The sequence below is a fragment of the Flammeovirga sp. SJP92 genome (genome assembly GCF_001583495.1).
Classification (GTDB): Bacteria; Bacteroidota; Bacteroidia; order Cytophagales; family Flammeovirgaceae; genus Flammeovirga.
Genome location: NZ_LQAQ01000019.1, coordinates 83,499 through 109,172, shown reverse-complemented (window position 1 = coordinate 109,172; position 25,674 = coordinate 83,499). Strand labels below are relative to the sequence as shown.

19 protein-coding genes are annotated in these 25,674 nt (G+C 34.4%); 10 read left to right on the top strand and 9 right to left on the bottom strand.

The genetic code is table 11. The annotated features are described in order from the left end of the window. Nucleotides 1–79 precede the first annotated feature (79 nt). Complete coding sequence (locus tag AVL50_RS05665) at nucleotides 80–1,183, top strand: Mrp/NBP35 family ATP-binding protein (protein WP_062615664.1); 1,104 nt, start codon at nucleotides 80–82, stop codon at nucleotides 1,181–1,183. A gap of 32 nt (nucleotides 1,184–1,215) precedes the next feature. After that, nucleotides 1,216–1,467, top strand: a complete 252-nt coding sequence (locus tag AVL50_RS05660) for a NifU family protein (protein WP_062615516.1) — start codon at nucleotides 1,216–1,218, stop codon at nucleotides 1,465–1,467. Between the two features lie 67 nt (nucleotides 1,468–1,534). On the opposite strand, the gene AVL50_RS05655 is transcribed toward AVL50_RS05660, so the two are convergent. From AVL50_RS05655 to AVL50_RS05640, 4 genes are all read right to left on the bottom strand, one after another. Next, nucleotides 1,535–4,093 (bottom strand): DUF5916 domain-containing protein, encoded by a 2,559-nt coding sequence (locus AVL50_RS05655; RefSeq protein WP_062615515.1) that lies wholly within the window; start codon nucleotides 4,091–4,093, stop codon nucleotides 1,535–1,537. 206 nt (nucleotides 4,094–4,299) lie between these two features. Then, a complete protein-coding gene (locus tag AVL50_RS05650; protein WP_062615514.1) occupies nucleotides 4,300–4,965 on the bottom strand; it encodes a zeta toxin family protein in 666 nt (221 codons plus the stop codon). After that, on the bottom strand, nucleotides 4,949–7,579 hold the full coding sequence (locus AVL50_RS05645) for a hypothetical protein (protein WP_157491159.1): 2,631 nt from the start codon (nucleotides 7,577–7,579) through the stop codon (nucleotides 4,949–4,951). The genes AVL50_RS05650 and AVL50_RS05645 overlap by 17 nt, the downstream gene beginning before the upstream one ends. Nucleotides 7,580–7,978: 399 nt before the next feature. Next, the gene (locus AVL50_RS05640) at nucleotides 7,979–9,271 is read right to left on the bottom strand and encodes an aminopeptidase P family protein (RefSeq protein WP_062615512.1); all 1,293 of its coding nucleotides are present in this window, start codon (nucleotides 9,269–9,271) and stop codon (nucleotides 7,979–7,981) included. Between the two features lie 279 nt (nucleotides 9,272–9,550). Between AVL50_RS05640 and AVL50_RS05635 the strand changes: the two genes are divergently transcribed. The 5 genes from AVL50_RS05635 (at nucleotide 9,551) to AVL50_RS05615 (ending at nucleotide 14,716) form a co-directional block, all read left to right on the top strand. After that, complete coding sequence (locus AVL50_RS05635; protein ID WP_062615511.1) at nucleotides 9,551–11,092, top strand: S8 family serine peptidase; 1,542 nt, start codon at nucleotides 9,551–9,553, stop codon at nucleotides 11,090–11,092. A 47-nt stretch (nucleotides 11,093–11,139) separates the two neighbouring features. Then, complete coding sequence (locus AVL50_RS05630; RefSeq protein WP_062615510.1) at nucleotides 11,140–11,715, top strand: hypothetical protein; 576 nt, start codon at nucleotides 11,140–11,142, stop codon at nucleotides 11,713–11,715. A gap of 309 nt (nucleotides 11,716–12,024) precedes the next feature. Then, complete coding sequence (locus AVL50_RS05625; RefSeq protein ID WP_062615509.1) at nucleotides 12,025–13,830, top strand: DEAD/DEAH box helicase; 1,806 nt, start codon at nucleotides 12,025–12,027, stop codon at nucleotides 13,828–13,830. A gap of 94 nt (nucleotides 13,831–13,924) precedes the next feature. Then, complete coding sequence (locus AVL50_RS05620) at nucleotides 13,925–14,314, top strand: GtrA family protein (RefSeq protein WP_062615508.1); 390 nt, start codon at nucleotides 13,925–13,927, stop codon at nucleotides 14,312–14,314. Nucleotides 14,315–14,323: 9 nt separating this feature from the next. Then, nucleotides 14,324–14,716, top strand: a complete 393-nt coding sequence (locus tag AVL50_RS05615; protein WP_062615507.1) for a hypothetical protein — start codon at nucleotides 14,324–14,326, stop codon at nucleotides 14,714–14,716. On the opposite strand, the gene AVL50_RS05610 is transcribed toward AVL50_RS05615, so the two are convergent. After that, complete coding sequence (locus AVL50_RS05610; RefSeq protein ID WP_062615506.1) at nucleotides 14,717–15,559, bottom strand: DUF6624 domain-containing protein; 843 nt, start codon at nucleotides 15,557–15,559, stop codon at nucleotides 14,717–14,719. It abuts the gene before it with no gap. A gap of 195 nt (nucleotides 15,560–15,754) precedes the next feature. On the opposite strand from AVL50_RS05610, the gene AVL50_RS05605 reads away from it, so the two are divergent. The 3 genes from AVL50_RS05605 (at nucleotide 15,755) to AVL50_RS05595 (ending at nucleotide 19,488) form a co-directional block, all read left to right on the top strand. After that, on the top strand, nucleotides 15,755–17,086 hold the full coding sequence (locus AVL50_RS05605; RefSeq protein WP_082795682.1) for a carboxypeptidase-like regulatory domain-containing protein: 1,332 nt from the start codon (nucleotides 15,755–15,757) through the stop codon (nucleotides 17,084–17,086). Between the two features lie 171 nt (nucleotides 17,087–17,257). Beyond that, a complete protein-coding gene (locus tag AVL50_RS05600; RefSeq protein WP_253764255.1) occupies nucleotides 17,258–19,144 on the top strand; it encodes a M1 family metallopeptidase in 1,887 nt (628 codons plus the stop codon). Nucleotides 19,145–19,155: 11 nt separating this feature from the next. Next, a complete protein-coding gene (locus AVL50_RS05595; RefSeq protein ID WP_062615504.1) occupies nucleotides 19,156–19,488 on the top strand; it encodes a septum formation initiator family protein in 333 nt (110 codons plus the stop codon). 139 nt (nucleotides 19,489–19,627) lie between these two features. On the opposite strand, the gene AVL50_RS05590 is transcribed toward AVL50_RS05595, so the two are convergent. From AVL50_RS05590 to AVL50_RS05575, 4 genes are all read right to left on the bottom strand, one after another. Then, nucleotides 19,628–20,737: a hypothetical protein gene (locus AVL50_RS05590; protein ID WP_157491158.1), complete on the bottom strand. Its 1,110-nt coding sequence runs from the start codon at nucleotides 20,735–20,737 to the stop codon at nucleotides 19,628–19,630. A gap of 118 nt (nucleotides 20,738–20,855) precedes the next feature. Beyond that, complete coding sequence (locus tag AVL50_RS05585) at nucleotides 20,856–22,097, bottom strand: C45 family peptidase (RefSeq protein WP_062615502.1); 1,242 nt, start codon at nucleotides 22,095–22,097, stop codon at nucleotides 20,856–20,858. Nucleotides 22,098–22,610: 513 nt separating this feature from the next. Continuing rightward, nucleotides 22,611–23,756 carry a C45 family peptidase gene (locus tag AVL50_RS05580; protein ID WP_062615501.1) on the bottom strand — a complete coding sequence of 382 codons (1,146 nt, stop codon included), beginning with the start codon at nucleotides 23,754–23,756 and terminating at the stop codon, nucleotides 22,611–22,613. A gap of 610 nt (nucleotides 23,757–24,366) precedes the next feature. Beyond that, on the bottom strand, nucleotides 24,367–25,614 hold the full coding sequence (locus AVL50_RS05575; RefSeq protein WP_062615500.1) for a C45 family peptidase: 1,248 nt from the start codon (nucleotides 25,612–25,614) through the stop codon (nucleotides 24,367–24,369). Between the last annotated feature and the right edge of the window lie 60 nt (nucleotides 25,615–25,674).

Below are 25,674 nucleotides of genomic sequence, written 5' to 3'. Positions count from 1 at the left end.
TCTAAATAAGAATAAGGTTTACAACATCTTTTGTATTATTTTTGTGCCAACAAATATCCAAATCGAGGAAAAGACAAGTATGGCATATACGCAAGATGATATTATAAAGGCTTTATCAACTGTAGAAGAGCCAGATTTAAAGAAGGATTTAGTTTCTTTAAATATGATTAAGGATGTGGAAGTAGAAGGTAATAAAGTATCTTTTACGGTAGTATTGACTACTCCAGCATGTCCATTGAAAGAGTTAATAAGACAGCGTTGTGAAGACGCTATACATAGAGATGTTGCTGAAGATTTGGAAATTACGGTTAATATGACGGCCGAAGTGACTTCTCTTCAACAACGTGGACCGGTATTGCCGGGCGTAAAAAACGTGATTGCAGTTTCATCTGGTAAGGGTGGTGTAGGTAAATCTACAGTGACTGCAAACCTTGCTTTAGCACTTGCTGAGTCTGGTGCAAAAGTAGGTGTGATGGATGCTGATGTTTATGGACCTTCAATCCCAACAATGTTCAACTGTGAAAATGCACAGCCGGGGGTTGTACAGAGAGGAGAGAAAAACGTCATTATTCCTATCGAAAAATACGGAGTAAAGTTATTATCGATCGGGTTCTTAACTCCTTCAGATAACGCTGTAGTTTGGAGAGGACCAATGGCAAGTTCTGCTATTCGTCAGTTCTTTATGGATACAGATTGGGGCGAATTGGACTACTTATTGATAGACTTACCTCCAGGTACAGGTGATATTCATTTATCATTAGTACAAACTGCAAAAGTAACGGGTGCGGTGATTGTATCAACACCACAAAAAGTAGCTTTAGCAGATGCTGTGAGAGGATATAAAATGTTTGCTTCTAAAGATGTGAATGTTCCAATCCTTGGAGTAGTTGAGAATATGGCTTACTTTACTCCTGCAGAATTGCCTGAGAATAAGTATTATCTGTTTGGGCAAGATGGAGCTAAAACATTTGCTAGAAGATATGAGTTACCATTCTTAGGTGAGGTGCCATTGGTACAGAGCGTAAGAGAAGGTGGTGATGACGGAGTGCCAGTAGTGATGGAAGAAGGAAATCCTGCCGGTGATGCTTTTGTAAGTATCGCAGAGTCATTGGCAAGGAGTGTAGCCATCAGAAATGCAGATTTACCTGAAACAGACCGAGTTGAAATCAAGACTTGGGAATAATTTGATATAAACGCCTTAATTGGATTACATATATGAGTGAAACATTAATTAATGAAGTAGAAAAAGCCTTAGAAACAATCCGTCCTTATTTGGAAGCGGATGGTGGAAATGCCAAAGTAGTGGAAGTTACTGAGGATGGTATAGCTAAAGTGGAGTTGTTGGGTGCTTGTGGTGATTGCCCTATGTCTGCAATGACATTGAAGGCAGGGATTGAACAAGCTATAATTAATGCAGTGCCTGAAGTTACAAAGGTTGAGGCTATCAATATGACAGTAGAGTCTTAGGACTTTTTGACTGTTCTTTTCATGAATAAGCCACTTCGCTTACTACAAGTGAAGTGGCTTATTGTGTTTAAAACATTCTCTTTACCTGCCCATAATCCAAGAAATAACTTAATCGGATGGAAACAGTATTCATTTGAGGTTCTTCCCACAGTTCCTTCATATTATTAGAAAAATTGATGTCTGAATTATGATTAGATGACGCTAATTCATTTCTCCACATTGCTGTTAAGAAGCTTCCTGGGAGAAATTCCCAACTGTAAGAAAGCTCCATATCAAAAGTATTGTAATTGGTATTTTGAGTATGTTCACCTTTTTCATTCAGGTCAGTGTAATCTGTTGTGAGCAAGTCACCCGTAGAAGATAAATCGAAAAACTCATCATAATCTACTCTTCTCCAATAATGTCTTAAACGAAGTTTCATTGACATTTTAGGATTGAAATAATACTTGGAAGTGAAGTTGTTTTCTAGCGTTTTCACATCTCTATTGCCATAAATAACACTTTCGACCTCTCCGTCTTCATCATGAAGTGTGGTTACATATCCTTTTTCATCTCTTTGATTATTCCAAGAAATGGAATGTGTCAAGTCAAAGCGGTCTGTAGCACGATAGGTTTGATTATAAGAAATAAAATTATCCAGCTGAGAGAATTCAGGTCTTGCCCAATAAGAGACTCTTAAGCTACCAGTGTAAAGACTTCTACTATCAGAATTCAAAGTAAAGCCACCTCCATGCGACATATATTCTTTAAAATAATAACCTTGTTCCCTTGGCCCAAAGTAATCATAGGAAATACCTGGATGGATATAACTATCTAAATTCATACTCCAGAAGTTATTGAATTGAAAATAACTGTCTGCCCATACCTTTCTACTCGTAAAAGTTCGAGGGTTATACAACCAATTTTCATCATAACCTGCTCTCAGCCAATAACGCTGAAATAACGGGCCTGCTTCAAATTGATTGTAAGAGGCATTAGTATAAAACCCAATCTTATTGACCGCACTATTATAGCCCATATCATTCGGGTTATACGTATCTGATTCAATGTTGGAAGAAGCCCAATAACGCCATTTACCACTCACTTTACCACCACCTATATCAATCCTATGGCCAAGTTGTGTATAGCCGGCTTTTTGTGCAGATTCAGTTTCTTCGGAAGGAAAAAACTCCTGACTCAATGCTCCAAAACCTCTCACTTGATAAGTATTGGAGCGGTCAAAGAAATTGAAATCGGTTGAAGTGACATTGGAAGATTTGAATCCTTCGCCTCGATAGACATTCGAATTCATAAACCCAATTTTAGAGTTGTTGGGTAGAGCCTGCTCAAGGGCGATAATATTAAAATTGGTCACAGGATCTGCTAATTCTTCTCTTCTTTCACCCGTAGTGCTATCTTCTATAATAGCATACGTTTCATTAGTGATGGAATTCAGAATACCCACACCAAGACCTTTTTCAGTAATACCGGTAAGTTTTGTGTTATTTAGAATAGGAGCATCAGTAGGTTTATAAATAAAAGCTTCGTGCTCTCTCAATATATTATCACTTGGGTTGTTATGGTTCTGCCCGATCCTTCTCGAATAAAACTGATCCCATCGGTTGAAGATTGTCGTGCCTTGGGTGAAGAAATCTCTGAATTCTCCAAATTGCACTTCATAAGCAGAAAGGTTGAGTACCTGATTATCGGCCTGTACTTGTGAAAAGTCAGGAATTAAACTCACATCCAAAGTAAAACTCTGTCCCAAACCGACCTTAATATCAGCTCCACCTGAAAAAGTATGAGCATAAGGACCGCCTTGTTGACCAGCGGAGACATTACTAATATAAGGTGTCAACGAAAGTCGAAGTGGAGGGTTTACATCATAAATACCTCTCAAGGTACCAAATTGATTCACATATCCTTGTTTATTCGCATCAATCGCATTCCAGTAAGAAGTCTCACCCGAACGGGCAATCACACGACCAAAGTTCAAACCCCAGATCTGCTCCTTTCCATTCGGCATTCTCAAAGCCCTGTAAGGAATTTCCATTTCCACAGCCCAACCTTCTTCATTGACCTTCACAGCACTGTTCCATATCTCATTCCAGTTGCCATCCCATCCAGAAGTACCTTGTATACGATCACTCTGCACACCTGATGCACTGACCACAAATTCATACGTATCTTGTTGTGTGTTGTAGGTATCAAAAGAAACGATAAAGAAGTCGCCACCATTACCGCCAGAATCTCTTTCTCCCATATTGGTTCGGATAGAATCGGGGGCAGTATCATACAGTTGAGCACTGATATAAATGGCATAATTATCATAAGCCACCTGCACTTTGGTTTTTTGAGATGACTTTTGAAGGTTATTCGGTGAATTTTGGATAAAGTAACCTTCTGAAACGTATTTACTTGGTGTGTCCTCAAAGTAAATGACATTTCTGGTACTGGCCGTCAGCTTATTGATTTGTAAAGGATCTTTCCATAGTTGATCATCCAGCACTCCATCGATTTTTGGTGGTGAACTGGCGGGCCAAGCATGTAAATTTTTTCTACTAATGTGCTGTGCGTTTAATTGCTGAATTGGTAGAGTTATTACAAATAATAAGGATAAAATCAGGTTTCTGAATTTAGTTGTCATGCTAGTTAATAAGTTGCGAGTTTGATCGTTGAATAGCTAATTTCAGCAATTATTTCCTAGTATTCAATAGTGATTAATATTAGTTAAGGAAAAGAATTGTGTACATCGTTCTTTTATGATTTTTTGCATTTTTTGAGCAAAAAAACACCTTGACTTAATGTTGATAGCATAAGTCAAGGTGTCTTTCGATTATTTATTCAAGTATTTTATGTATTGGAAACTTCAACAAATTCATCTACTGTATTTTTATAAATATTGATATTTTCAAGTAAACTTTCATATCTAGGACCAAGTCTTTCAATAGGGAAGGCTCTTTTTGTTACTTTTTCTCTTTCTTTTATTCTGTCAATCAACTCTTCAGGTTTACCATTGAGGTAAAACATTTTAGTTGTATAGCCACTTTCTTTGAAAGCATTGATGATCTCAACATGTTTTGGATTAGCACCACCATTATCAAGAATAACGGATAAACCTTTTTCATAAGCTTCTGCTAAAATTTCATATCCTAAGATTCTGGCAGGAATTTCCCAATTTGAAAAAGCTATTGTAGTATTTATTTCTTTATCAATTTGATAGTAAGATATTTTCTCCATTACATCATCAAATCCTAAGTAGACAATTTCTTCAGTGTCATATTCTTTTAAGATATTTTCTTTACAATAGGTTGTTTTACCACTTCCAGGTAACCCCGCCATATGTATGAAGATTTTTTTATCACGTATAGCAATATTATCAAGAAAAGATTTTTTGATCTCTTCAAGTTCAACCAAAACATTGTCAATTTCATTGAAATCTTTAGGAAGTGATTTTTGGATTTCTTGATAACTAATATCAGAAAACTTTGATACTATGCTATTAATTTGATTCATCATTGTTTTTATATATTATACCATCTCTATGTTTATAGCCGTATTTTGACTTGATAAAACTTAAGGATTTCTCATAACGGGCATTGACTTTCGTGTCAAAATTAACTTTTTCATTGGTGGTTATCCACCTTCTTTCTGGATCAATTTTAATTATTTCTCTACCATTATAAAAATAGTCCTTGATTACATCTTCATCTTTAAGTTTTATTATTCTAATTCCGTCTTGTAAATATTCATCATCACCTTCTTTAGATTCTATTTCGTTATAAAATCCACCTTCTTTATAATAAGGTTTATTATCTTCTTGTAGAAGAGTCTTTATTTTTTCTGATAACTCTAAGAGTTGATAATATAATGGGTGTTCTTTATCATAGTTTGTGTCAGAAAAATGAATGAAACAATCATCGTTTTTAGGTGGTTCTTTTTCAAAAACTGTTTTGTTATTTAGTATAACTTCTTTTATCTCAATTAAATCAATTAAATTATATAGATCCTTTTCCTTTTCCTTTTCTTTTTCCTTTTCTTTTTCTTTTTCCTTTTCTTTTTCCTTTTCTTTTTCTTTTTCCTTTTCTTTTTCCTTTTCTTTTTCCTTTTCTTTTTCCTTTTCTTTTTCTTTTTCCTTTTCTTTTTCCTTTTCTTTTTCCTTTTCCTTGTACTTGTATTCTATATATTTACATACTTTATCTTTATACAAATCATTTATTGTTGATAATGATATTTCTATTGAATTATTTAGTTCAATTAAATCAGTCATATTATTCTTTTTTGATTTAATTTTTTTGATTAAATCATTAAATACATTATCCTTTTCAAATTTAATTTCTATTTTAATCTTTTTGATTAAATCATTAAATATATTGTACTCTTCTAAAGAGTTTGGTTTTTTCTCAAAATTTTCGAGATATTTATTTTTTTCATCTTTTATTTCATTGATACCTTTTGATTTTAAATTATCAATTTTTTTTACGCATTTATACTTTATATTCTTATAAGGATATTTAATTAAAAAAAAATATGAATATTTTAAATTAGAACATTTTATTTTTATTAATACTGTCTTTAATTTAATTATATAAATTAAATAATCCATTACCTGATGAAGTGTTTTTTTCTTTTTAAAATCCTCTAAAGATTCTGTTAATATTTTTATGTTATTGTTGTATATTTCTTGATTGTTGTTGATTACTTGATCATTGTTGTTGATTACTTGATCATTGTTGTTGATTACTTGATTGTTGTTGATTACTTGATCATTGTTGATTACTTGATCATTGTTGTTGATTACTTGATCATTGTTGTCTTCTTGATCGTTTAATTCTTTTAAATGAATTAAAAATTGATATAATTTTGTATATAGTTCTATTACAATATCCTGTACATTAACCTTAGGATTAATTTTTTTTTCACTTTTATAGTCATTTATAATTAATAACAATATATTAATACTTTTATCAGATTTATTAATAATTTTATTCTTGCAATTATCTGTTTTTATCTTTATTAGTATTTCTTTAAGTTCTTTTGTGTCTTTTACTACTTTTAATTTTTTAAATAGTTTATAGCTATGTGTGAGTTTTTCTTTTTGCTCTAGTAAGTAAAAATAATTTATATGTAATATTAATTTTTTTAGTATTTCTTCTAAATTTTTTGACGAAACAATAAATTTATTAAGATCTTCATATTTATAAGAAGTGAGAGGTTTCTTTGTTATTGAAGCCTTTAATTTTCCTAGACTATATAATTTATTTAGCGGTGAATTTTTTGTGTTTAATTTGTAATCTATTATAAACTCTTCCTTTTTATCACTCAATTTCTCGATAACATCATTAAAAACATTTCCAGCATATACAGTTTTCCTGATAAGATTTTCAATATTACGTTTTATTGAGTAATCATCTAATTGATTTGTATCATAAAGTTTGACAAAGTCCTCGAATTCTAAGTTTGCATTCCTAATTTTAGCTCTCATATCATGCAATAACTTTAAATAATCTGAGTTGATTGATTTGTAATTATCCTCATTGAAAAAGAAGGAATCTTTAGGTATTTCTAGTTTTTGGAAATATATACTTTGTGGAAGTTTTTTCCTTATCAAAAAATCATCATAAATAGTAAATAACGTTTCAATACCTACTATCGAATGCCTTCTTCCATCCTTTAAACTTTCAATTATTCTTTTTTTTGTTTCTCCTTCATTTTTCTCTTTTTCTTTTTTTTCCCTTTGTTCTTTTAACTTAGGCTCTGCAATAAATTTGTAAAAGACTAAAGAGAAAGTGAATATTCCTAAAATAACTTTATAGTCTACCTTTGTAACATCATAATCTATTATCCATATAAAATGAATAGATAATGCAATAATTGATGTGAAAATTGTAGTCAAGAAATATAATAAGTTAAAGTAGAGGTAATTTTGATCATTAAATTTCCATATTCTTTTGGCTAGAATTAGTAGGGTGACAAACAGAATTAGTAGGATGACAAAAGAACAAACTGATAAATTATTAATTGTATCTTTCGTTGAATTATCGATTGTTGATGTTTCTTTCGATGTGTCTTTTGTTGAATTGTTGAAGATTAATGTGTAATTCAATGTACTATTCATTGAATCGTTTCTCATTAAGGGGTGACTCGTTGTATTCTCATTTTGTAGTGTATCTTTATTATTAGCAAAGTTGAGATTACAGATTAGCATCATTATTAGTAATGATATAGTAAAAGGAAACTGTTGATTTTTAGTTTGCATAATTAGTTTAGTAAAAAGTTAAGTCAGAAAAAGTTGTCAATTAGCTGATTGACAACTCTAAGTTAGTTTATTTTTTTATTTCACCATAATGCTTTTGATCTCCTTCATCTTGATTGGACTATTTTTTATCGATTCAAATGGATTGTCTAATACATTAGATCTAATCTTAACAATAGCATTTCCTATGAATATTTGTGTTAATAAAAAAAACACCCTAGCTCAATGTCTCACATCAAACTAGGGTGCAATAATATATTAAAGCTCTAAAGTGAATTACTTCGCCATAATGCTTTCAATCTCCTCAATCTCGATTGGAATATTTTTCATCAAGTCAAATGGCTCACCTGATTCTTGGATAACGAAGTCGTTTTCAATTCTGATACCCATGTTTTCCTCTCTGATATAAATACCTGGCTCCACTGTAAATACCATTCCAGCTTCAAAAGTTTTATATCTGTTGCCATAGTCATGAACGTCTACGCCAATGTGGTGAGAAGTACCGTGCATAAAGTATTTCTTGTAAGCAGGCCATTTTGGATCTTCGTTCGCAATATCTTCACGAGTGATCAAACCTAAATCGACTAATTCTTCTGTCATCAATTTACCAACTTCCACATGGTAGTCCATCAAGTTGTTGCCCGGAACAAGCATTTTAGCTGCTGCTTTGTGTACTCTCAATACAGCGCTGTAAACTGCCGCTTGACGTTCTGTAAACTTACCATTTACTGGGATGGTACGTGTTAAGTCAGAAGCGTAGTTACCGTACTCACAACCGAAGTCCATTAATAACAAGTCACCATCTTGACAAACTTGATCGTTGTCGATGTAGTGCAATACACAAGCATTGAAACCTGAAGCGATGATTGGCGTGTAAGCATGTCTTCTTGAGCCATTGCGAACAAACTCGTGAGTGATTTCTGCTTCGATTTCATACTCCTTCACACCTGGCTTAGTAAATTCTAATACTCTTCTGAAACCTTTCTCAGTGATGTTACAAGCTTTTTGCATTACATCAATCTCAATTTGTGACTTTACAGTACGTAAGTCGTGCATGATTGGTGAAATACGCTCGTATTTATGAAGAGGGAAGTTTTTCATGCATTCCACTCTAAATCTATCATCCGGCGTTTCAACAGTAGTGTCAGCACGAAGGTGCTCGTTTGTATTCAAGTAGATGTGTTCTGAATCGAAAACAACCGTTTTGAATACCGTATCGAAATCAGATAACCAGTAAACCGACTCGATTCCAGAAACTTCAGTAGCCTGTTCTTTTGTCAATTTTGCTCCTTCCCAGATTGCAATTTCCTCATTCGTTTCAATCAAGAAAAGCATTTCTCTGTGAGCAGGATCTTTGGCGTCAGGATTGATCACAAGAATACTCTTTTCTTGATCAATACCACTTAAATAAAAGATGTCAGTTTGCTGAATAAATGGCATTGTACCGTCAGCACTAGTAGGCATGATGTCGCTTGAATTGAATACAGCAACTGAATTTGGTTTTAATCTCTCTACTAGACGCTTACGGTTCTCAATGAACAATGTCGAGTCGATTTTTTCGTATCTCATGATTGATCTATGTGTATATATTAATATTTATGATTAACTTTTCGTCAAGTTAAGCGGCAGGACGCTTGTACTGCTAAGTACTAGGACAGAAGTAAAGGGGCACTTTTAAGTTTATATTTTTTATTCTAATCAAGGCAGATTTACAGAGCATAGCCTTAGTTACGCGATAAAAATCTAACGAAGAGTAGGATAAAAAAGATAAGATAAAATGTCCGTTTATTTTTGTACTAGTACTTACTTAATTCGAATTTACTTCTTCCATTGAATTTTCAAAACTAGATGACAATAAGACTGGATAATTATTCTGTTTTTTTTTCAGGAGAAAGACGGCTTAGAAAGGTATTCCTAGGCTATTTTTTCATCCTTTTTACTGTTTTTCCAGTTTTCGCAACCGAAAATCAACGCTTTTGGGTAGTTTTTGTAGATAAGTGTAATAATGAAGATTTAGATATTTTTAACCAATCTATCTGCCGGGAATATACTGAAGCGTTACATCAGCAAGGTTTTTCTGCTCAAACAAAATCCAATTGGCTCAATGCTGTAACAGTAGATGTTGCTTCAAAACAAGAATTGGAACAACTCTCCAACCTTCCGTTTATTAAAGAAATCAAACCCGTTAATCGTAATTGGAAACTAGCGGGAATTCGTCAAGATAAAGATTTTAAACAGTCCTCTTACTCCGTGAAACAATTACAGCCAGAAAGTATTTATGATTTAAACCTAGATGGCAGTGGTGTGACGGTTGGTGTAATTGATGCAGGATATTTCAATGCACCCAAAAATGATTATTTAAAACACCTTTTTGATGAAGATCGCATTTTAGGTTTTAAAGATTATTTATCAGGACCAGAAACTTCCAGTCAAACTTTTTTCGGACAGAAAAGAACAGGTTCAGATAGTCATGGTACAACAGTGCTGAGAATGATTGCTGGGCATGAAGGCAATATGCGTTATGGTTTAGCGGATAAAAGTGAGTTTTATTTGGCTAGAACTGATCATGGTGACAAAGAGACAAGGAGTGAAGAAGAAAACTGGGTGATGGCATTGGAATGGATGGTAGATTCATTAGGTATTAAATTAATCAATAGTTCTTTGGGGTATTCCAGTGGCTTTGATTTGAAAGAAGAGGATTACCTTCCGTCACAGATGGATGGGAAAACTTCTATGGTGACAAAAGCGGCAGAAATTGCAACGCAGGAAAAAGATGTATTACTGATTGTCTCCGCAGGAAATGAAGGAGATTCAAAATGGGAAATCATAAGTGCGCCAGCAGATGCAAAAGGAGTATTGAGTGTCGGTGCTACAACAAAATCAGGTGTGAAGGCGAGTTACAGTAGTTTAGGTCCTGATTTTCTGGATTATGTAAAACCTGAAGTATCTTGTTATTCACTATTTGGAACATCTTTTTCAGCTCCAGTAATTACAGGTCTAGCGGCGTGTTTGTGGCAGTTGAAACCTGAAGCTTCCGCAAAAGAAATAAGAGGTGCAATTATTCAATCTTCATGGTTTTATCCTTACGGCAACAACTATGTAGGTTATGGAGTTCCTAATGCTGGCAAAGCAGTGGCTATTTTAAAAGGACAGCCTCACGAAAACGATGCAGAGATTATACATGTGAAGAAAGCCAAGAACATCGAAATCAAACCTCAAGCTGGAGAAGGCACTTTGTTAATTGCTTATCATAAAATGTCAGAAACTGTTGTTATTAAGCAAGAATTCATATATTTGAATAACGATGCATGGAAAGTTAAAAAAATAAAAAAATCCATCAGCACTACTTTATGGACGGGAGACCGTCATATAGAAATTTTTTGGAAATAACTTTGAGTACTTATGTACTTCTCTACTATCATATTTAACTAAATAGCATGAAATTGTTCGTTCAGATTACCATTATTTACTTTACACTTAATTCTTTATTTAGCTGTGCCCAATTAGACAAAATTCAAGACACTGAAGAAGTTTATAATTTTGATTTAACAAGTGTCGTAGACTCAGCCGTCAAAGATTTAAGTAAAAGAGCACCCTCCGTTGAAAAAAAAGTTTTTTATGATGGAGTGGAAAATACTGTAGCTTCTTCTGAAATAAATTGGGAAGAAGAGTTGGAAGTTTTTGAAGATGCTGACATCAACAAACCTATCTTAAAAAACAGTTATGAAAAATCTACACTCAACAAATCCGATGGAAGCACGCTTACACGCTTTGAAGCAAGTGGTCCTAGAGAATTAGTACGTTGGGTAGAAGTGGAGAAGAATTCAGATGGAGAGCTTTTGAAAATAGCTTTTAAAATGCTGACAGATAATTCTTTATATGCAACAGAAAAAGAAGGGCAATTGGTCTTTTCAGAAGGTCAAAAGTTAAAAAGTTATGCAATTCAGGGCATTCAAACCATCGTCTTTTTAGGTGATAAGCATTACACTGTAGAAGGTAACTTGGTGTATTAGAGACACTTATAAGGAGGTGTTTTTTGAAAAGAGATATTTACGAAAAGAGCTTGAAATAAGCTCTTTTTTTGTTAATGATGGAAAAAATGTGAAAATAATTGCCCTCATTTATAAACGTTTATCGCGTTGACTAGCAAAACCAAAAATAAATAGACTACCTTTGCGGTTCAATTAGGAAACTGTAGCGCTTTTGTCCGCATCATCATAACTGTTGGTTGTCCGCCGACAATAAAATAAGAACTTAGGGAGAAGTAATATTCAATCTAGTACTTAAAGTAGTATGGAAGGAAGCGTCTTAAAAAACAAAAAATGACAAAATTTAGTGAATTAGGGCTTAAAGAAGAATTGCAAGAAGCAGTAGCAGAGCTCGGTTTTGAACAACCTACACCAATACAAGAAGAAGTAATCCCAACTTTATTAACAGAAGAACTTGATTTAGTAGGTTTAGCACAAACAGGAACGGGTAAAACTGCAGCATTCGGCCTTCCACTCCTACACCGTGTTGATGTCTCAAACAAAAAGGTACAAGGGTTAATTCTATGTCCAGTTCGTGAACTTGGACTTCAGATTGCAAAAGATCTTGAAAACTTCTCTACAAAACTTAAAGGTTTAAAAATCGTTGCCGTTTATGGAGGTGCTCCAATTGACCAACAAATCCGTCAGTTGAACAAAGGTGCTCACGTGATCGTGGCTACTCCAGGACGTATGCATGATTTAATTCGTAGAAATAAAGTAAACATCTCTGAAGTAGAGACTGTGGTACTTGACGAAGCGGATGAAATGTTGAAAATGGGTTTCAAAGACGAGCTTGATGCAATTCTTGAAGAAACTCCAGAAGACAAAAATGTATGGTTGTTCTCAGCAACTATGCCAAGAGAAGTAGCTCGTATTGCTTCGAACTACATGACTGAACCAAAAGAGGTAACAGTTGGTACGAAGAATACAGGTAACAAAAACGTAAAACACTACTGCTACACTGTAAGAGCTCAAGATAGATATGAGGCCTTAAAACGTGTAGTGGATTACAATCCAAATATATATGGTATTGTTTTCTGCCGTACAAGACAGGAAACAAAAGACGTTGCGGAACGCTTGATGCAAGACGGTTACAATGCTGATGCTTTGCATGGTGATTTATCACAAGCGCAACGTGATTATGTGATGGGTAAATTCCGTCAGCGTACTTTACAATTACTTGTAGCTACTGACGTTGCTGCACGTGGTTTGGACGTTAACGATTTATCTCACGTAATCAACTACAATTTGCCGGATGATATTGAAACGTACAATCACCGTTCTGGCCGTACGGGTAGAGCAGGTAGAGATGGTACTTCAATTGCGATCATTCACATGCGCGAAAAGCACCGTTTGAGAGCTATCGAGCGTGTATTGAAGCAATCATTCATCATGGATCCAATTCCTTCAGGTCCTCAAATCTGTGAGCGTCAGCTATTCCATTTAGTAGACCGTATGCACAGTGTGGAAATGGTGGAAGAGGAAATTGAAGAGTACTTGCCAAAAGTATATGAGAAATTAGAGGATCTAAGCCGTGAGGAAATCATCAACCGTTTCGTTGCTTTAGAATTCAACCGTTTCTTAGAATACTATAGAGGTGCAAGAGATCTTAATGTTCACGACCGCAGAGATAATTCTAACTCTCGTGAAAGAGGTGAAAACTTCAGACGTAACGCAGAGTCAGGTTTCACTCGTTTCTTTATCAACTTAGGTAAGCGTGATGAAGTATCTCCAAGAGACCTTATTGATTTGATTAACAAAGGTGTTCGTGGTGACCGTATCGATATCGGAAGAATTGACTTGAAACAAAACTTCTCGTTCTTTGAGGTAGCTCAAGGTAGAGAGGATGATGTGATCAAAGGAATGGGTACTTTGGAATTCAATGGTAGAAAAATTGATGTAGAAGTATCGAACGCTACCGGCGGAGGCGGAGACCGTCGTCGTGGTGGTGGACGCCGTGGTGGCGGAGGCGGAGATCGTCGTCGCTACAATGGTGGCGGAGGAGATCGCCGAAGAAATGGATACGGAGGTGGAGATCGTCGTAACAGTGGCGGTGGAAACAGACGTAGAAACAGCAACAGAGAAAGTCACAAGGATTAATCATCTTTGTCATTAATATTAAAAGAAGGTCATTATTTTTCGAAATAGGGCCTTCTTTTTACTTTCAACTCAATACTAGAATATAACAAGCAAAATGAATTGGGAAGTCTTATTCTATAAGTTTCTAAAGTTTGGTGTGGTTGGTTTTTCGGGTCTGTTTGTCGATTTTGGAACGACATACTTAGTCAAGGAAAAACTGAAAGGGCATAAATATTTAGCCAATAGTCTTGGTTTTATTTTTGCAGCAACAAGCAACTACATTCTCAACAGAAATTGGACATTTGAAAGTCAAGATGCTAATATTGGCCTTCAATACATCAAATTTTTTGGTGTCTCAATTATTGGACTATTCTTCAGTAATGCGATCATATGGTTACTACATGAACGCTTTAAAATGAACTTCTACATAGCCAAAATTATAGCGGTTGGTGTAGTAATGATCTGGAATTTCTTTGCTAACTTAATGTTCACATTCGTTGAATAGCAAGTTATTATGATACAAGATAAAAGAGATTTTCTACAAAGAATGATCCGTAACCTTGAAAAGGTAATGCTCAAGTTTACAGGTTTGGACCTCGAACTTCATTTTGAGGAAATGGCATTGACCATTGATAAATACCTAGTGGAGGTACTAAAAGTAAATGAGTCTGATTCAGAAGAAGAAATAACATTAAAAATGATGGACCTCTCTTCCAAAACAGACTTCAAAGAATTAGAACTCCTGACCGATGTTTTGATTTATAAAGGAAAATTCACCCAAGACAAAAAATACCTTAGTGCCGCTTACAAAATTTTATCTGAAATAGAACAAAAAGACCTGATGACTTTTTCATTTGTAAGACAACAGAAGCTAACCGAATTACAATCGCTTATTCAGAAGCAGTAGTTAGTAATCAATACCGAACTGTTTTACATATACTTCCATAGGTTCTAATCCGACTCTAGCCCTTCTTTTATTGACATTTTTGGGATCTTGGAGCGTATAAACTTCCATTTGACCAGTGTTTTCATTGTAGATAATCTGAGATCCATATTCTTGGGGTTCTCCACTGTCTTGATGCATTCTATCTTCCATTACAGCAATTTTCCCAGGTTGTAAATCACCTCTTTCTACTGCCTTCACAAAAAGAGGGTAATATTTAGAACGGTATAAAGGATCTGCATGCTGAATGATCAGCCACAACGTATTGACGCCATTTTTGCCGACCTCTTCTACAGTAGGCATTCCACATTTTTCAAGAATACTGACTACCTTTGTGAGGTTTTCAAAATCAATTTCCTCATCAATTCTATCACTTGCTTTATTTTCTTGATTCATAAAAAGAATTCTAGCCAGCATTTTATCAATAGCATGACAATCAATGTCCACAAGTTCAATCTTGGGACGTTTTTTCTGCTCAATTGCAAACGCTAATTTTCTTTGGAAAAGAGTATCTTCCTTGGTTGGCTTTCTGAGTATAACTACCTGAATTTCATTATTCATATTGGCATAATAGTCATATCCCCACTTCAAAGGGCTGTACTGACGAATCGTATCCAAAGGAGCTACTTTGCCATTATGGTACCTGTAAATGATCCTTTTATGCTCTTTACCAGCATTTTTGACTGTAATTTCAAAGGCTTCTTGAAGAGATAATTTTTGGAGCCCTTGAATTCCATAGGGGTCTTGATTGATACATGAATAAAAGGCTATACTTAGAAATAGCGTAGTTAATAAGTTTTTGAACATGATAGTAGGTTTTGGTTTGAACTTAATTTACGTAATTATTCCTTTTATGAGTAGTTATTCGGTGGAAAATTTTTGATGAAGTTGGAGTGTTAAGTGTATGATTTTTTGAGATGTCTATTGCTATTACTTTATCAATTCGCTTATTTTACCATAACTATAGTGTCAAATATTAATTAAAGAAAACTTACAAAAACTATGAATTCAAAATTACTCCTTAGTATACTTCTGTTGTTAAGTATAACAGGAACTGTATACGCACAATCTTCTAAAGAAATCAAAGGCATAGTAATGGATAATGATGGTAATTCTATTCCATATGCTCATATTTTGATTTCCAATTCATCAAAAGGAACATTCTCTAATCTAGAAGGTGCTTTTTCTATTACTATTTCAGAAAAATATGCAGAGCAGCAATTACAGATTTCTGCTACAGGTTTTGAAATGGTCAGAGTCAATATTTCAGCTCTTTCTTCCAAAAAGAAAAACAAAATCACTTTGAAATCTTTTGTGACGGAACTGGATGAAGTGGTGATCACACCAAAGGATATGAGAGAAATTCTTCGTGAAGCCCTTCGTAAAATACCTGAAAACTATGCCTTGGAACCTGCTAAAGTACATGGCTTTTATAGAAATAGAACACTGTTGAATGAACAGACATCAAGTTATATAGAAGCGGCAATGGATATTTACCTTCAGGGAATTCGAGAGGATAAAAAGAAAAATCAATTGGAGTTGGTGAAAGCAAGAAGTGTCACCGACTCTACAGCTTGGGAGAGTTTTTCGTTTGATGATGATTCTGCAGATATGGACATGGATATGACCGGAATGGCCCATGAAATGCTGGAGTCTGACCTTGTGAAAGACAATGGTAATTTATTTGGTGATGATGAAGAAATGACATCAAGATTTGTGATGTTTTTGAATGATAAAACGATGGACTATTACTCATTTGAGTTTGTCAAAATGACCACTTACCAAGGCCGTTCTGCAATGGTGATTGATTATAAACCAAGGTGGAAAATGGACCTGGGAATGTTTGAAGGAAGAATTATTCTGGATGAGGATACTAAGGCTTTTTGTCATGTAGATTACAATGTTCCAAAATCATTTCTGAAATACATAGTTCCTATAAGAGGAATTGGAAAAGGTCTTATGATTGGAGCTTTAAAGTTTTTTGGCGGATTGACCTTTAATTTTCATATCAATCATATCAGAGGGAGCGAGTCGTACCAATTTGTGGATAATAAATGGTACCCCAAATACAAAAATGGCGACTTCTCCTTTTTCCTGAAGGTGAAATACCCCAGAGAGAAGATCAATATTGTAGCAGATATTGGTATCAAAGCAGACTTCTTTATTACAGATGTCAACACAGAAGAAATTGATGAAATAGCCGAGGAAAACAGATTGAAAAAAGAAGATTCGCTTGTTGAATTAAGTGATGCTTTTGATGATCCGTTTTGGAGTAGTTATCCATTAATTCCTGCTTCTGAGGACGTTCTGAAAGATGTAGAGCAATTGAATTAACTTTTCTTCAGATTTACTGTTCTTAATTTTTATCGAGAAACGCTATTTTCAACCTAATTCTTTTGTAATTTGCGTGATCATAGTAAGATCATGTTTGTATTCTAATTTTTAGAAAAGGACTTCTCTTCGCTTTATATCTTGAAGAAATTTCCTTTTTAAAGAGATGCAAACATGCTCATAAGACAGTATAGAACAAACAGAGAGGATCTTTTAATGAAAACGTATTTTCTAATGTTGTTAATGTGCCTTTTTGCTTTGGGTACATTTGCACAATCTGATAGGTGGCAACAAAAAGCAGATTACGAAATGGAGATTGAACTTGATGTGAAAACACACAAGTTTGGAGGGACACAAAGATTGGAGTATTATAATAACTCCCCTGATACACTTCATAAAGTATACTATCACTTGTATTTGAATGCTTTCCAGCCCGGAAGTATGATGGATGTACGTTCAAGAACAATTGAAGATCCTGACGGTAGAGTAAAAGACAGAATTTCAAAATTGAAGCCAAATGAAATTGGTTATCAAAAAATAACGTCTTTAAAGCAAAACGGCAAACCACTAAAGTATAAAACGGTTGGGACAATTTTGGAAGTAGAATTGAGTAAACCAATTCTTCCAGAAACCAAAACCGTCTTTGCAATGGAGTTTGATGCTCAAGTGCCTATTCAGATTAGAAGAACAGGTAGAGATAACAAAGAAGGCGTTGCTTACTCTATGGCACAATGGTTCCCTAAGTTGGCTGAATATGATTATGAAGGCTGGCATCCAGACCCTTATGTTGGTAGAGAGTTTTATGGTATTTGGGGTGACTTTGATGTAAAACTTACTTTGGATGAAAAGTATATGGTTGCAGCCACGGGTTATCTTCAAAATGCAAAAGAAGTAGGTCACGGTTATGAAGGCATCAAAAAAGGACAGCCCAAAAATGGAAAATTGACTTGGCATTTTGTAGCACCAAACGTACATGATTTTACATTTGCAGCAGATCCTGATTTTCAGCATAAAATTGTTCCTATGGAAAATGGTCCAGAGTTGCATTTTTTCTGGAAAAAAGATCAAGGTATTGATGAGGTATGGAACAAGCTTCCAGCTTATTTAGAGCAGGCCATTTATTATACTAACAAACGAGTTGGGAAATATCCATATAAGGTGTACAGTGTGGTACAAGGTGGTGACGGTGGTATGGAATACGGCATGTTGACTTTGATTACCGGTAAAAGAAGTTTGAACAGCTTGGTAGGAGTAACAATCCATGAAATGTTGCATAGCTGGTTCCAATTTGTATTGGCAACGAATGAAAGCCTTTACGCTTGGATGGATGAAGGGTTTAACTCTTATATTGGCAACGAGATTGAAGCACATGTAAATGGCAAGCAAGATGCTCATGGCGGGTCATATAACTCTTATTTCTATGTGATAAAAAGAGGAATTGAAGAGCCATTAAGCACACATGCAGATCACTTTGAGAAAAATGCGGCGTATTCTATTGCCTCTTATTCAAAAGGAGCTGTATTCTTGCACCAGTTGAGCTACATTATGGGGCAGGAGACATTTGACAGAGCCTTTAAAAGATATTATGAAGAGTGGAAGTTCAAGCATCCAAATGTCAACGATTTCATGCGTATCATGGAAAAAGAATCAGGCCTTCAATTACAATGGTATAAGCAGTATTTTGTCAACTCAATCAAGACAATTGATTATGGAGTGAAAAATACTTTTACCGAAGGAGATACAACTTATATCACTGTGGAAAGAATTGGTAAAATGCCAATGCCAATGGAAGTGAAAGTAACATTGGATAATGATGATGAAACCACTTATTATATGCCATTACGTTTGATGCGTGGTGCGAAAAAATCTGAAATTGCAGGAAAATGGGTGCAATTAGAGGATTGGCCGTGGACACATCCAACATATACTATTGCTATTCCAACAAAAGGTGCTAAATTGAAGAGAGTAGAAATAGATCCTTCGGGCAAAGTGGCGGATATTGATAGAGGAAACAACATCTTAGAGGTATCTTATCTTGTAGAAGAAGGTGCAGGTCTATAGAATTTTAAGTGATGAGAGAAAATAAGCAACTTAATTCAACAAATTATCCGGATTGGCTTAATTATTTTAAAAATTTTTATGTACTTGTAGGTACATTGTTCTTAGTGTGGATGTTATTCTTTGATAGTGACAACTTCATACGAAGAAGAAACCAAAAGGAGAAGGAATTTGAATTGAAAAGTCAGGAGGCTTTTTATGAGAAGGAGATTGTTGACCTTCAGGAAAAAATGAGGGAGTTGCATACCAACAATCAAGAGTTGGAAAAATTTTCACGAGAAAAATATATCTTCCATAAAAAAGGAGAAGATGTCTATGTGATAAAAGACCTTTCTAAAGAAGATTAAATATTAGCTATATACACTGACCTTTATTTGCATTGCGGATAGAGGTCTTTTTTTTGCCTAAAAATTGATTGTTAACAGTGGATTGGGTGAACGTTGTAATACAATGAAATTTCATATTCTCATTTTACTACCTTATTCATTACCACCCTTTCAAAATATCAAACCCAACTCTAACTCCCGCCATAATAGTCATCTTGTTGAAGTATCGCTCATCTCCATGTGAGGGGTTGCTATTATGGAAATTTCCATCTGAAGAATAACTGCCGACTAAGTGAAATCTTAAGTTTTTATCAGCAATAGGATAATATTGCAAGGCAAATTGTACTGTATGTGCTTTTGTTGTTTCAGGAGCAATAACCTCATCTCCTATAGTACTGCCAATTAAATCAATCTGATCATAGATATATTTGATATAAGGTTTAAATTTCTGACCATTATACATCACTTTTATTGGTATTGATCTATAGAAAGCGTTGTCTTGAAAATTAGGCATGTTTAAAGCATACGCATAATCAGTATCTATGATCCATTGTCCATACTTCCATTGAATACCAATGTTGATTGCATAAGGAGTGTTGGTAGATAACCCCGATCTGTCATTAATATAAGTATAACTGACATAGGTTTTGATCTTATCTTTTTTGATAAAGCCATACCAATAAAAGTTGTATTGCAAGTTGAGTTGATTGCCTAATGAATCTTCATTGGCATTGACAACTTGTAGACCAAATTGCTGTCCGCTTGAAGTGCTGTATTGTGCGGTGACACCTGTCTTGAAAATATCTAAATTATTACCAATAATTGAGTAAGTATATACATCATTCGGATTGTAGCTTTGTTCAATAGTACCTACTTTCATAAAGTTTCGACCAGCCTGAAAAAACCAATGGTTATTCTGAGTACGGTATGTCACATTAGCTTTTAGAATATTGCCTGAAATCTTATTGATAGCCACTCTAGAATCATTAGGTGAGTAGAGAAATTCAAAACCAATATTTTTATTGAATTTTCCTTCTAGACCAATTCTAAAATCTGAAAATAGAAAGCGCTGATCATTTGTGAAATCATCCAACTGATTTTTATAACCAATATGTCTGAAATCTAATCGGCTGTCTAAAGTAAAACTTAAATTTTTTTGAACTCCTTGCCATGCATGTTTTAAACTATCCTGTTTTGGATCATTATCTGCCCCGAAAGCACTCGTCAAAAACAGTAGGAAAGTAAAGTGAAATAGAATAATTTTTCTCATGATGATAAACATTTAGTAGGAGATGAATAGAGGTGCCTTTTGAGTGTAGAACTATAGGAGAGAAAGGAAGAGTAGAAACATTATCTACTCTTCCTCTTACTTTCAAATTCTTAATTTTTTATTTCCACAATTCATTTAAGTTGATCTCAGTCCAGTCTGCGAAGTACTTTGCAACTGGTATTTTCAAATACACTTTTTGATTATGAATATCAAATACTGTTTGGTAAACTGTGATGTCAGCATCTTGCAATTCAGGCTTAGTACAGCCACCATTTTCTTTGAATGAATCATCTTCGTTGAATAAACGGATATCCATTAAATCCTTTGTCATTTGAGCATCTACCTGACCTTTAGTTTCCGCTAAACGATCCTCCATATTTGAATATCTTCTTAAAGAGTTACTAACTGTCTCTCTAGTACCTAATCCCCAGTCATCCGCTAAGAAAGTATTTACTACAGTAAGTGCATCACCTTTTGGCAAACGAACTCTGTTGCCCGCTAAAGAAGAAGCTTCAACTGATGCTGCACTTTTACTGTCAGCTACTGTGAAAATGATAGAAACACTATTGTTGATTCCGTTGAATCTAGCTTTTACAGCCTCAATAGATGGAGATTCACTAACAATATCGACTAAAGTATTTAGGATAGAAGGTCTTTCTTTGTAAACTAATGAACCACCCATACTTGTACCATCATGAACATCTACATACACACCTTTTTCGTTCATGGCAGTAAAAGCAGCATACATACCAGCCCATCCAGTAGTAGCCATTTTGTACGAACCGTCATTTGGTTTTCTTACCGTCATGATAGTAGGGAAGTTTAAGAAAGCTTCTGACCAGTCCATGTTACGACCGATGTACATTTCCCCATCTTTAGATTGCTCACCCCAAGAAGCGATTGAAGTACAACCTGCGAATGAGTGAAGTTTACCATAGTAGATACCAAATTCCATTACTTGATCAAGGAAAATAACATCATTCAATGACCACTCAGCACCTTTTGCAACACCTTCATAGAATTGTTTCGTTCTTACAGAACCAGATCCGTAAGCTCTGTCAGCCCAGAATTGAATCGTTTCTTGATCAATTTTTCCTTCTTCAATTTCTTTCTTTACTAGAGCGTCATATATTTTTTGCATTTCATCTTTCATCAATGCTCCATATTGTTCGCCCATTTCTTCATTAGAGCCTTCAAGAACAGGAATTAAGAAACCGTTAGCTTCATATAATTTACCTCCTTTGTATTCTTTTTGAAGGTGTAAATTGGTAAGGGTATTTTCAATATTTTTTTGTGCAAAAGCATTAACTGATAAAATAAAACCTAGAATAACTGACAAGTAATTTTTAAAATTTTTCATTTGTTTTTTGAATTATATTATGATGAAATAAATTTTTATAATCTTCACTTAAAGAGTGTTTTAATGCCTCTTTCCGATTGATTACATTACAAATATCAGTGTTTTGTTAGGCAATGATTTGTATGAATTCTTCAAGCGGTTGTCAATAATCGTCAGATTGAAATGAAGGCTAATTTTTTTGTTGTATAACAAAAAAAACGGACTCCAATCTGGAATCCGTTTTATCTATTAAATCAAAAACTATTATTTCTAAAATTATAGTGGAGTGAAACCAATCTGGGATTGAAAGAAAGTGATTGAATTTCAACTCTGTTTTGTAACCATTGAGATATTTCCCTTTTGATTACATTACAAATATCTTGATTTTAGATAGCAATGAGTTGTAAGATCTGATCATCTAGTTATGTAAAATCGTTAAACTACAATGTGTTATTGGTGGGGTGTGGACAAACACAAAAAACGGATTTCAAACTGAAATCCGCTTTCTATAATAAATCAAAAAACTAAATTCTTTTATTTCCAAAGTGTTTTAAGATCAATCTCAGTCCAGTCTGCGAAATATTCTGGCACTGGGATTTTGATCCATACTTTTTGATCATTGATATCAAATACTGTTTGGTAATTTGTAAGGTCAGCGTCTTGTTTTGTAGGTTTAAGACATCCACCATTTTCTTTGAAAGTACCATCTTCGTTGAATAAACGAATATCCATCAATTCACGAGTCATTTTAGCATCAACTTCACCACGTTTTTCAGCTAATCTGTCAGTCATGTTAGAAAAACGTCTTAAAGAGTTACTTACAGTTTCTCTTTTCCCTAATCCCCAGTCTTTATTTAAGAATGAATTTACCACTACAAAAGCATCATCTTCTGCAATACGGATTCTATTACCATTCAGCGAAGAACACTCTGCAGATGCAGCATTCTTTTTATCTGCTATAGTGAAAATGATTGAAACACTGTTTAATGTACCATTGAATCTATTTTTTAAAGATTGTAGGTCAGCTGATTCACTCATAAAATCAGTAAGGGTATTTAATAATGAAGGTCTCTCTAAGAACACCAAAGAACCACCCATACTAGTACCATCATGAATATCAAGGTAAACACCATGTTCGTTTACAGCTGTAAAAGCAGCATACATACCAGGCCAGCCAGCAGTAGCCATTTTATAAGAACCATCATTCGGTTTTCTCACTGTAAATACTGTAGGGAATTTATTGAAAGCTGGGCTCCAGTCTAAAGTGCGTCCAATGTACATGCCTCCATCTTTTGATTGCTCACCATATGAAACAATAGAGGTACAACCCGCAAACGAATGAATCTTTTCTTTATAGATACCATATTCCATGATTTGATCTAAAAGAACTACATGTTCTAATGGCCAACCAGTACCTAACGCCACACCATCATAAAATTCTTTCGTTCTGATCGAACCTGAACCATATGCTCTATTGACCCAAAGGCTGATTGCTTCTTTGTCTAAATCTCCGTTATCAATTTCTGGTTTAACTAATAGATCAAAAGTAGGTTGCATTGTATCTAACATTAACGCACCATATTGTTCTCCCATTTCAAGGTTTGAACCTTCTAATACTGGCACTAAAAAGTTATTTTCTGTATAAAGTTTACCCGCTTTGAATTCTTTTACTAATTTCATTTTCTTTTCTTTTTAACAATGATAAATAATTAATGTAACGTTCTCAGGTGAAGAGATTTAATTGTTATTCCCGATTGATTACATTACAAATGTCGGGGTATTCTGAAGGAAATATTTGTACGTTTTCTTTAAGCGGTTGTCCAAAATCGTTAAGTATATTTTGAATGAAGAATGAGGTTGTTTAGTTATTCTATCATAGTATCATGGGACACAAAAAAAACGGATCCCAAAATGGAACCCGTTTTAACAATATCAATCTAAATTACTGTTTATCATTATCTATTACTCTTGATTACCTTACAAAGATCAGCCTTTTGAAAAGGAATGATTTGCAGAAAATCTTCAAGTAGTTATCTAAAATGATCAGATCTAAGCAGTTGCACATTTGAAATTGGTAGAAGTTGGATTATTATTTTTTTAGTCTAATCAAGGCGGAATAGAAGAGCATAGCCGAAGCTACGTGATGATATTCTAACGCAGAGTAGGCTAAAAAAGAAAATTCAGAACTTCCGATTTTAATTGTACAACTGCTTAATAAGAAAGTAGAGAGCACAAAAAACGGGTCCTAACTGAATAGAACCCGTACATCATTACTATATCTGAAACTAGATTATTTCCATAACTCATTCAAGTCAATCTCAGTCCAGTCAGCGAAGTATTCAGCAACTGGAATTTTTAAATATGCTTTTTGATTATGAATATCAAAAACTGTTTGGTAAACTGTGATGTCAGCATCTTGTTTTAGGGGTTTAGTAGAACCACCATTTTCTTTGAATGAACCATCTTCATTGAATAATTTCATGTCCATTAAATCTATAGTAAGCTGAGCATCCACTTGTCCTTTAGTTTCTGCTAAACGGTCTTCCATATTAGCAAATCTTCTCATAGAGTTACTTACAGTTTCTCTTGTACCTAATCCCCAATCTTCTACTAAGAATGTATTCACTACAGTAAACGAATCACCTTTTGGTAAACGAATTCTGTTACCCGCTAAAGAAGAAGACTCTACAGAAGCAGCGCTTTTGCTATCAGCGATTGTGAAAATTACAGACACACTGTTGTTGATACCATTAAATCTTGCTTTTACAGCATCTAGTGAAGCTGACTCACTTACGATATCAATGATTGAGTTAAGGATAGAAGGTCTTTCTTTGTAAACAACAGAACCACCCATACTAGTACCGTCATGCACATCCATATAAACACCTTTTTCGTTCATGGCAGTGAAAGTTGCATACATTCCAGGCCATCCAGTAGTTGCCAATTTGTAAGAACCGTCATTAGGTTTTCTTACTGTCATGATAGTAGGGAACTTCAAGAAAGTTTCACTCCAGTCCATATTACGACCGATGTACATTTCACCATCTTTAGTATTTTCACCCCATGCAGCGATTGAAGTACAACCTGCAAAAGAATGAAGTTTACCATAATAGATACCATATTCCATTATTTGGTCTAAGAAAACTACATCGCTAAGTGGCCATCCCGTTCCTTTTGCAACACCTTCATAAAATTGTTTCGTTCTTAGTGAGCCAGATCCATAAGCTCTATCTGCCCAGAATTGAATTGTTTCTTGATCTAATTTTCCTTCTTTAATTTCTGGTTTTACTAAGATGTCATATGTTTTTTGCATTTCATCTTTCAGTAAAGCACCATATTGCTCACCCATTTCTTCGTTTGATCCTTCAATCACAGGAACTAAGAATCCGTTGGCTTCATATAATTTACCGCCTTTGTATTCTTTCTTTAAGTTTAAATTACTAAGGTTGTTTTCAACATCAATATTATTTTGTGCCACTGCACTAAATGAGAAAATAAAACCTAGAATAATGGAGAAGTAATTTTTAAAGTTTTTCATTTTTAATTTTTTTAAACAATGATAAAATAATTATTGTAATGTCTTCGGGAGAAGAGATTT